General features: G+C 52.0%; 10 protein-coding genes and 1 other annotated feature. Of the genes, 4 read left to right on the top strand and 6 right to left on the bottom strand.

Features of this window, described 5'->3' with window-relative positions; genetic code table 11:
* Positions 1-244: 244 nt before the first annotated feature.
* The 3 genes from Q0482_RS01410 to Q0482_RS01400 form a co-directional block, all read right to left on the bottom strand.
* Positions 245-1,177 carry a DUF1848 domain-containing protein gene (locus Q0482_RS01410; protein ID WP_299142467.1) on the bottom strand — a complete coding sequence of 311 codons (933 nt, stop codon included), beginning with the start codon at positions 1,175-1,177 and terminating at the stop codon, positions 245-247.
* A gap of 22 nt (positions 1,178-1,199) precedes the next feature.
* Positions 1,200-2,210 carry a WYL domain-containing protein gene (locus Q0482_RS01405; protein WP_299142464.1) on the bottom strand — a complete coding sequence of 337 codons (1,011 nt, stop codon included), beginning with the start codon at positions 2,208-2,210 and terminating at the stop codon, positions 1,200-1,202.
* 158 nt (positions 2,211-2,368) lie between these two features.
* A complete protein-coding gene (locus tag Q0482_RS01400) occupies positions 2,369-2,911 on the bottom strand; it encodes a nitroreductase family protein (protein ID WP_299142460.1) in 543 nt (180 codons plus the stop codon).
* Between the two features lie 175 nt (positions 2,912-3,086).
* Here Q0482_RS01400 and nudC point away from each other — a divergent pair, with 175 nt between their 5' ends.
* Entirely contained in the window at positions 3,087-3,893 is an 807-nt protein-coding gene (gene nudC, locus Q0482_RS01395; protein ID WP_299142457.1) for an NAD(+) diphosphatase, read from the top strand.
* 72 nt (positions 3,894-3,965) lie between these two features.
* Here the strand turns inward: nudC and leuB are convergent, their stop codons facing one another.
* Genes leuB through leuC form a run of 3 tightly spaced genes read right to left on the bottom strand, consistent with a single transcriptional unit; the run spans position 3,966 to position 6,794 of the window.
* Complete coding sequence (gene leuB, locus Q0482_RS01390) at positions 3,966-5,042, bottom strand: 3-isopropylmalate dehydrogenase (RefSeq protein WP_299142451.1); 1,077 nt, start codon at positions 5,040-5,042, stop codon at positions 3,966-3,968.
* A gap of 1 nt (position 5,043) precedes the next feature.
* A complete protein-coding gene (locus Q0482_RS01385) occupies positions 5,044-5,535 on the bottom strand; it encodes a 3-isopropylmalate dehydratase small subunit (RefSeq protein WP_299142471.1) in 492 nt (163 codons plus the stop codon).
* The gene (gene leuC, locus Q0482_RS01380) at positions 5,535-6,794 is read right to left on the bottom strand and encodes a 3-isopropylmalate dehydratase large subunit (RefSeq protein ID WP_299142448.1); all 1,260 of its coding nucleotides are present in this window, start codon (positions 6,792-6,794) and stop codon (positions 5,535-5,537) included. Before leuC ends, Q0482_RS01385 begins: the two co-directional genes overlap by 1 nt.
* 42 nt (positions 6,795-6,836) lie before the next feature.
* Positions 6,837-7,041 (bottom strand) — a binding site (T-box leader).
* A 147-nt stretch (positions 7,042-7,188) separates the two neighbouring features.
* On the opposite strand from leuC, the gene Q0482_RS01375 reads away from it, so the two are divergent.
* The 3 genes from Q0482_RS01375 to Q0482_RS01365 all read left to right on the top strand — a co-directional run bounded on the left by Q0482_RS01375 (position 7,189) and on the right by Q0482_RS01365 (position 8,550).
* A complete protein-coding gene (locus Q0482_RS01375) occupies positions 7,189-7,518 on the top strand; it encodes a hypothetical protein (protein WP_299142446.1) in 330 nt (109 codons plus the stop codon).
* Positions 7,519-7,606: 88 nt separating this feature from the next.
* The gene (locus Q0482_RS01370; RefSeq protein WP_299142443.1) at positions 7,607-8,221 is read left to right on the top strand and encodes a hypothetical protein; all 615 of its coding nucleotides are present in this window, start codon (positions 7,607-7,609) and stop codon (positions 8,219-8,221) included.
* Between the two features lie 17 nt (positions 8,222-8,238).
* Positions 8,239-8,550 (top strand): TIGR03905 family TSCPD domain-containing protein, encoded by a 312-nt coding sequence (locus Q0482_RS01365; protein WP_299142441.1) that lies wholly within the window; start codon positions 8,239-8,241, stop codon positions 8,548-8,550.
* The last annotated feature ends 82 nt before the right edge of the window (positions 8,551-8,632 follow it).

Genomic DNA, 8,632 nt, shown 5'->3' with positions numbered 1-8,632 from the left:
TTCAAGCGACTTGATTATCATATCACGAAGTTTTCGTTTTGTCAAACTCTTTTTTCAAAGTTTTTTCAAACTGTTTTTTCGTGATGCTGTGTGACAGCTTCATGATAATATCATATTTGCTTTTCCCTGTCAACCCCTGTTTTCTTTATCGGCAGGTGCCTCAAGGTTTAGCGTAATAGATTATATCAATTTCCTTTTCCGCTGTCAAGGAATCTTTTTTCATTTTTTATGATGACCCCGTTTTTCAGAAAAGGCTTACTTCCCTGTCTATCCAGCTTTCCTGGCGGGCTTCCCTGATTTCGTCACCCTCTTCTCTCCCGCCAATAAGGAAAGGAGAGTCGGAGTCATGGTTTCTTCTGTTTGCCAGTACCGCTTCCCTGCTTTCATTGGCGTAGCAGTAGCGGCAGCCATGGAGGCAGCTGCTGTAGGCGCCTATGTCATGGCCCAGAAGGCAGGCGCAGCCCTTTCTCACCGGCCCTTTTTCATAGGATGGAATCTTCAGTGGAAGGCCAATGGCCTTTTCCACCTTTTCTTTTGTGAGACAGCCGGTGGTATCTGCGCCCAGGGATGCAAGGGCCGGGTCTTCCAGGCAGGACACCAGCTTCATGCCATGCTGTCTTCCGATTTCTACCATTTCCCCGGTCAGTTTCCACTGGTCTTCGTGGCTTACGCGCCGGCCTTCCGGAAAGTTCCGCACCGTCTTCCTGTAGAGGTCAAGGAAACTGAATATGCAGGTGTGGGTATATCCTTCCAGCGCTTCCGCCATATAGGAAAAGGCGCGGATGTGAAAGGAAAGAGGATAGGAGCCGGTCAGCAGGATGGGATCATAGCGCCAGCAGATACGGGAGGGGCCTGTTATGTCCGACAGGGTACGGAAGGAGGATAGTACCTCTCGCACCGGTGGGACATAGGGTTCCAGATCCTTTCCGTAGGGAGTGATGGTGACATGCCAGAGCTGTCGAAAGGAGGATAACTTTTCCATATGGGGCAGCAGGGGCCTGGGATTCTTGGTACAGAAGCAGATGAGGTCCACCACCCTGGGATCCAGCCGCAGACAGGTGACCTGTCCCCTGCTGAAGGGATTTCTCACCATCACGTATCCTTCTTCCAGCCGTTTCAGAAACCATGGACTGTAAAAGGCGGGAATATCGGTGCGCTGTCCTGTATTGATAATCATAGCCTGTTTCTTCCCTGTCGTTTTACTTTCTGCCTGCTTCGCAGATGGCTTCCGCTTCCTTCAGCCATTTTTCCTTCAGGGAAGCAGGCGAAAGGACTTTGACCCGGCTTCCCTGGCTCAGGAGCCACATAAGGATGCCGTCGCCCCGGACTTCATCGGTAATGAGGAAGCTGCCGTCTTTTCTTAGCACTGCTTTGGCCGTAGGGAGCCTGTCCAGCACCGCTTCCACGCTGGGTCCTTTATAGATGAAACGGATATGTTCCGGCTTTCCGCCGTACATGTACTGGATGCTGTTTTTGAACTCTCCTTCCCGGAGCCTTTTTCCGTAATTGATGGTAAAAGTGCGTTCTATGTCCACCAGATGGCTCATGCGGTCCACCCGGTACACCCGGGTATCCTCTTCGGACAGTTTCCCTTCTCCTGCAGGAACGCCCAGCATGTAGAAATAGTATTCCGAGAAAAGAACGCCTTCGGGACATACTTCATGGGGCCTTCCCTCTGTTTCTCCCTGCCGCCGGTAATCAAAGGAAAGGACATGGTGATTCCTCACGGCACCGGCAATGGCCCAGAGAATGTCCGGGTCCGGCTTTCCGTGGGACGGGTCCCGGTAATCGAAGAGTTCGCTCCGGATATACTCTTCCACTTCCTTTTTATCCGTTCCCAGTACGGCGGACTGCAGGAGCCGGTCCAGCAGGGACTTAAGTTCCTCCCTGTGGAAGGCCCGGCTGGCCAGAAGAATCTTCCCGATGGCAAAGAGCTCGCAGGGGGAAATCATTTCATTTTCCAGTTCCCGTATGCGGTATACCTTGAGGGAGCGGTCGTAGTAAAGTTCCCGGCGGATGCCATCCTGCTCCTCTTTCATCACCAGGTACTTCCTGATTTCCGCCAGGTACCGGCTGGCGGTCCGGATATTGACGCCAAAGGCGTCCACCAGGTCCTGCCGACTGATCATGCCGCCGCGGCTCAGCCTGTCCCAGAGGAAAAGAACCCGCTCTGTTTTCCTGTCATCCCTGTCTGTCTCTTTTTCCATCATTCCCATCTTCCGCCTTTCCCATAGAGAAAATGAACAGTCGTCAAAGTATCACTGTTTTTCACAATTATAACAGATTCTGAAGGCACCCAAAAGCACCATAAAAAAGGGCTTTGAAGAAATGGCCTTATTTCTCCAAAGCCCTTTTTCCATTTCTTTTGTCAGCGGAAAGAAAGCACTTCCTTCAGCGGCTTTCTTTCATTGGCCGCCGGAATGACGGCAGGATGGCCCATGGCGATGATGGCCGAAACATCATACTCTTCCGGGAGGGACAGGATTTCCTTGATTTTTGCTTCATCGTACCGTCCCATAATCAGGGTACCCAGATCCAGCGCGTTGGCGGCCAGGCAGAAATGGGCCGCTGCCACGCCGGCATCAAAGGACTGCCAGTGGGTGCCCTTGGTCGTGGAGGGGCTTCCGTCCGGTTCATAGCCCGACAGCCCCTTGATGGTGCAGAGCACCATCAGCGCCGGTGCGGCATGGATATTTTCCGTGTTCCAGGGAAATTTCTTCGTGCACTCGTCGGCGATTTTATCCTTCAGATTTTTGTCCAGCACCGCCACATAGCGGATGGGCTGTGTGTTCTCCCAGCACGATGCCATCTGGGATATTTCCACCACATTTTCGATTTCCTGAGGTGACAGGGTTTCGTCTGTATATTCCCTGATGCTTCTTCTTGAAATGAGACATTGAATGGCGTCCATTTTTCTCCTCCTCTATGACCATCTCTTCCGCCGGAATCCATGAAATTTTTTCCCGGAAGTCATACTCATACTGTTTTCATTTTACCATAAAATGACCAAACCTTCATTTTGGGAAGGGTTTCCTGCAGGCTTTGACCTCCATTGTATAATGGATAGAAAACAGAAGGAGATTCCTATGATCCAGGATATAGCACCCCATCATTTCGATAACCATTTCGACCCTTCCCGACGCCCGGACAGGGACAGCCGGATTTTGTACTTCCGGGAGGAAAGCCTTTTCCTGCTGCCCGATTTTTCATTTCCTACTGCCCGGGATATGAAGCCCGCTTCCGGGGAGTATCTTTTCTCCCTGGACGGGATTTCCTACTTCCTGTCCATAGATAATCCCCGCCTGCCTGAGGGACGCTTCCTTCCCATGGGAAAAATGAGAACCACCGCCGCCATTCCCCGGGTGCAGGTATTCCTTGCATGGACTGCCTTCCAGATTCTCCGGTGGATCAGGGAGAATACATACTGCGGCAGCTGCGGGAACCTTATTCGGCCTTCTCCCTCCGAAAGGGCCCGTATCTGTCCTTCCTGCGGCCGCACCATATATCCAAGGCTGAACCCCGCCGTCATTGCAGCGGTCACCTGGAATGACAGACTTCTCCTCACCCGCTATGCAGGCAGGGCCATTTCCTACTACGCCCTCATTGCCGGTTTTACGGAAATCGGGGAAACACTGGAAGAAACAGTGCAGCGGGAGGTGATGGAGGAAACAGGGCTTCGTGTGAAAAACATCCGCTACTACAAATCCCAGCCCTGGGCCATGGCCAGTGACATTCTGGCCGGCTTTTTCTGCGAAGTGGACGGAAGCACGGACATTGTCATGGACAGAACGGAGCTGAAGGAAGCCTTCTGGGCGGAAAAGAAGGACATCATCCTCCAGCCCGATGATTATTCCCTCACCAATGAAATGATGAAGATTTTTAAGGAAAGCTGAATCGCAAAAGAGCACCCCGGAATGGAGTGCCCTTTTTATTATTTGTGAAATATATTTCCAGTAAAAAATCCGTCATTGATTCAGATGGTCCAGAATGGCTTCGGTCATACCTTCCCCATTCACTTTCTTCATGCCTTCTTTATAAATGTCTCCAGTACGATATCCATCTTCCAGGGTATCATTCACCGCCTTTTCGATAGCATCGGCGGCTCTGTCTTCGCCAAAGGAGTAGCGGAGCATCATGGCTGCGGAAAGGATGGTGGCAATGGGATTGGCTATGCCCTTTCCTGCAATATCCGGCGCCGAGCCGTGGATAGGTTCATAAAGGCTCGTTTCCTCGCCGATGGAGGCAGAGGGCAGCATGCCTACGGAGCCGGAGAGGACTGCCGCTTCGTCGGACAGGATGTCGCCGAACATGTTGCTTGTCACCACCACGTCGAAGAAGGAGGGATGGATGGCAAACTGCTGAGCGCAGTTATCCACATACATATGGTCCAGACGGATATCCGGATATTCCCGATCATGAACAGAGATGGCGGTTCTTCTCCACAAACGGGAGGAGGCCAGCACATTGGATTTGTCCACGCTGGTCACATGGCCATGCCTCTTTTTCGCTGCCTCCATGGCAAAGCGGGTAATTCTTTCCACTTCGGGGACGGAGTAGCTTTCCACGTCCCAGGCCCTTTCGACGCCGCCTGCAATTTCCGATTCGCACCGTTTTCCGAAATAAATGCCGCCCACCAGCTCCCTAACGATCATAATGTCCGTACCTCTGGCGATTTCCGGTTTCAGCGGGGAGTATTCAATCATGGAATCCGCAATCTTTACAGGGCGGAGGTTCACATAAAGGCCCAGGGATTTGCGAAGCCCCAGGATGGCCTTTTCCGGCCGGAGCACCGGTTCCAGATGGTCCCACTGGTCGCCGCCTACGGCGCCGAAGAGGATGGCATCCCCCTTCCGGCAGGCCTCTATCGTATCCTCAGGCAGAGGCACACCATATTTATCATAGGCCGTGCCGCCGGCATCCTTCCACTCATAGGTGAAATCCAGATGGTAAATTTCATCGGTTTTCTTTAAAATTTCTACGGCGGCATCGGTGACTTCCCTGCCGATGCCGTCACCCGGAATGACTACGATATGCTTTCCCATATTACCGATACTCCTTTACATAATTGATGAGCCCGCCGGCCCTGGCAATATCCTGGATGAAACCGGGAAGGGGCGGTGCCTGATAGACGTCACCGGTGGTAAGATTCCGTATGGTACCGGTGGAGAGATCTATGGAAAGACGGTCACCGGCATGGATTTTTTCCACGTCACTTCCAATTTCCAGAAGGGGCAGTCCCACGTTAATGCCGTTCCTGTAGAAAATGCGGGCGAAGGAAGCGGCAATAATCACAGGCACACCGGAGGCTTTGATGGCCACCGGCGCATGCTCTCTGGATGAACCGCAGCCGAAGTTCTTTCCTCCTACCATAATGTCTCCCGCCTTCACTTCTTTAGCAAAGGATGGATCGATATCCACCATGCAGTGAGCTGCCAGCTCTTTGGGATCAAAGGTATTGAGGTACCTTGCAGGAATAATTACATCGGTGTCAATGTTGTCGCCATAGCGCCATACTTTTCCTTCTAACACAGCCATCATTTCACCTCCCTGGGAGCGGCAATCCGTCCCATAACCGCACTGGCCGCCGCTACCTGCGGTCCGGCCAGGTAAATTTCAGAATCCGTGGGGCCCATACGGCCGATAAAATTCCTGTTTGTGGTGGAAACACACCGCTCTCCGGAGGCCAGGATGCCCATGTACCCGCCAAGGCAGGGGCCGCAGGTGGGCGTGGATACGGCGCAGCCTGCATTGATGAAGGTATCAATGTATCCCGCATGCATGGCCGCCAGATAAATGGCAGGCGTGGCGGGAATAACGATGCATCGCACCGACGGATGGACCTTATGTCCTTCAAAGATGCGGGCCGCAATGGCCAGGTCCTCCAATCTGCCGTTGGTGCAGGAACCGATGACCACCTGGTCGATGGGAATGTCGCCGAATGTACCTACCACCTTCGTGTTCTCCGGCAGGTGGGGGAAAGATACCACCGGCTTCATGGAGGAAAGGTCTATATGCACTTCCCGGGAGTAGTGGGCATCTTCATCCGCTTCCACCGCTTCAAAGGGCTTTGTGAACCGGCCTTCAATGTAAGTCTTCGTTTTCTCGTCCACCGGGAAAATGCCGTTCTTGCCACCGGCTTCGATGGCCATATTGGCAATGGTGAACCGGTCCGCCATGGAGAGTGAGGAAATACCGGGTCCCGTGAATTCCAGGGACTGGTACAGGGCACCATCCACGCCGATCATGCCGATTAAAGTCAGGATCACATCTTTTCCTGTAATATCTTCCGGCTTGGTACCTGTCAGAACCACCTTAATGGCGTCAGGCACCTTGAACCAGGCCTCGCCTGTGGCCATGGCTACCCCCAGGTCCGTAGAACCTACGCCGGTGGAAAAACCGCCCAGGGCGCCGTAGGTACAGGTGTGGGAATCGGCGCCGATGGTAACCATCCCCGGCCCCACCAGTCCTTTTTCCGGAAGCAGGGCATGCTCGATGCCCACCCTGCCCTGCTCGAAATAATGAACAATGCCGTTTTCCCTGGCAAAATCCCGAACAATCTTAGCCAGCCCTGCGGACTTGATATCCTTGGCCGGCTGGAAATGGTCCGGCACCAGCACGATTTTCTCCCTGTCAAATACAGGCCGTCCTACCTTTTTGAATTCCGCAATAGACGGCGGCGCCGTAATATCATTGGCCATCACCAGATCCAGGCTGCAGTAAATCAAATCTCCCGCTTTCACAGAATCAAGTCCTGCATGCTTTGCCAGGATTTTCTGTGTCATTGTCATTCCCATACAAAAACCTCCCATTCTACCAAATAAAAAAATCTTCCGTCTCCAAGAGACGAAAGATTCGCGGTACCACTCTTCTTCATGCCAATGGCATGCACTTATGCTGATAACGGTCAGATGCCGGCACCGCCTACCTGTTCAGCGATGCAGCTTGAGGACGAGTTCAAAATCCGCTTCTGTCATTTTTCACCATCCAATGACTCTCTGAAAGCAAGCAGCAATTTTTAATACTTCCTGTCAACGCTTTTGTGAAGTTAGAAATACTCTATCACAAACCCTTATTTTTTGCAAATAAAAAATGATAAAGACAGAGTCTGTCATAGTTATAGTGTATAATAGAAAAAACGGAAGGACTTGTTTCTTCCATATGTTTATAGACTATCAAAGGAGGCCTGTCATGAAAAAAATAATCACCCTGTTTTTCTGTTTCTTCCTTCTTCTCACCGGATGCCTGGCCGCTGACGCCGCCGGCCCCATCAACCGGGACGGCTATTTCAAAAACATCCGCCTTGCCGGCCGGGTCAGGGTGGTGGACTCCTTCCCCGACATCAAAGTGCAGGTGGTATCCTCTTTTCCGGATCTGAAAGTGAAAGCGGTCAGCTCCTTCCCCGATGACATCGGAGAGTGGCAGTTTGTAGACTACGGAGAAGACTTTACCGTCCAATTTGTGGACAGCTTTCCCGACATCCGCATCGAATTCGTGGACTCCTTCCCCGGCGTTTGCTGAAATCTATATTTCCAGCGTCCTGTATCCGTGATATGATAGTAAAAGAAAGAAGAGGCGTACCTCTTCAGCAGGAAAGGAGCGGCTCCCTATGAAACAGACTTTATTGATTGTATCTGCCAAAGCGGATGCCGGTCTTTCCAATGAAATCCTTCACCTCATCCGGGAAGACGAGGAAAGGGGTGAAGGCAGCTTCACCGAAAACAACCTTCGCATCCTCACCATGAATGAAGAGCAGTGGCGGCTGCACCGCAATGCCGTAATGCCCAAAGTCCATGTCCTCTTCATCGGACGGCCGGCGCAGGGCCTGTGGCTTCATGAGGAAATGGCGGTGCGGTTTGAAAAATTCGGCATCCGCTATGGATGGAGCGGCCGCTATGCCTTTCTCTACGTAGATGAAAAGGCGCTGAAGGACCATCAGGTCTATGACCGTTTTCTGAAAGAGCTGAAAGCCCTCTGTACCCTGGAGGACGTGATTCAAAGTCCCAAAAGGCTGGATGCCCTGCAGCTCATAGGCATGCTCTGCGTGGCCCTGCTGGTTCCCTTCGGCAGTGTGCTGGTGGGAGGAAAACTCATCAAAGACTGGTATGCCAATGACAACCTGATGAAAAAGCAGCAGTATGTATACGGTATCTTCCACCTGTACAGGAACCACCTGAAGGAATTTATGAAGGAAGAATCTAGGGAAGCACTGATTAATTCATAGAGTCTACTTTCATAAGAATGAAAGCAGACAGTGATTTAATCAGCGCTTCCCTAAGGAAGGATAGAAATATGAAAAGCTATGAATTTACACCGGAAAGAGTATGTTCCAGAAAGATTACCTTTGACCTGGACGATGAAAAGAAAATCCACCATTTGAAATTTCAGGGCGGCTGCCCGGGAAACCTTGCCGCCATTGGAAGACTGCTGGAAGGAAGAAGCGCCAAAGAAGCGGCTGATATCCTTCGGGGCAATGAGTGTGCCGGAAAAGGCACCTCCTGCGCCGACCAGCTGGCCCATGCCCTGGATAAGGCACTGGACGGGACGCTGTAAGGGAAAAGATTCAGAGGGTGTGGATTGGGGCTGTGAAAAAATGATTTACATTTTTTTACAGCTCCGGCCGCCTGCGGCGGCC

The organism is uncultured Dialister sp., from assembly GCF_937959425.1.
Classification (GTDB): domain Bacteria; phylum Bacillota; class Negativicutes; order Veillonellales; family Dialisteraceae; genus Dialister.
The sequence above is the reverse complement of the archived record's forward strand: the minus strand, read 5'-3'. Positions and strand labels throughout refer to the sequence as shown.

Excerpts from the sequence above, each read along its gene's own strand:
- Q0482_RS01400 (WP_299142460.1), bottom strand. The coding sequence starts at position 2,911 with ATGGACGCCATTCAATGTCTCATTTCAAGAAGAAGCATCAGGGAATAT.
- nudC (WP_299142457.1), top strand. The coding sequence starts at position 3,087 with ATGATCCAGGATATAGCACCCCATCATTTCGATAACCATTTCGACCCT.
- Q0482_RS01375 (WP_299142446.1), top strand. The coding sequence starts at position 7,189 with ATGAAAAAAATAATCACCCTGTTTTTCTGTTTCTTCCTTCTTCTCACC.
- Q0482_RS01410 (WP_299142467.1), bottom strand. The coding sequence starts at position 1,177 with ATGATTATCAATACAGGACAGCGCACCGATATTCCCGCCTTTTACAGT.
- Q0482_RS01385 (WP_299142471.1), bottom strand. The coding sequence starts at position 5,535 with ATGGCTGTGTTAGAAGGAAAAGTATGGCGCTATGGCGACAACATTGAC.
- Q0482_RS01365 (WP_299142441.1), top strand. The coding sequence starts at position 8,239 with ATGAAAGCAGACAGTGATTTAATCAGCGCTTCCCTAAGGAAGGATAGA.
- Q0482_RS01405 (WP_299142464.1), bottom strand. The coding sequence starts at position 2,210 with ATGATGGAAAAAGAGACAGACAGGGATGACAGGAAAACAGAGCGGGTT.
- Q0482_RS01370 (WP_299142443.1), top strand. The coding sequence starts at position 7,607 with ATGAAACAGACTTTATTGATTGTATCTGCCAAAGCGGATGCCGGTCTT.
- leuB (WP_299142451.1), bottom strand. The coding sequence starts at position 5,042 with ATGGGAAAGCATATCGTAGTCATTCCGGGTGACGGCATCGGCAGGGAA.
- leuC (WP_299142448.1), bottom strand. The coding sequence starts at position 6,794 with ATGGGAATGACAATGACACAGAAAATCCTGGCAAAGCATGCAGGACTT.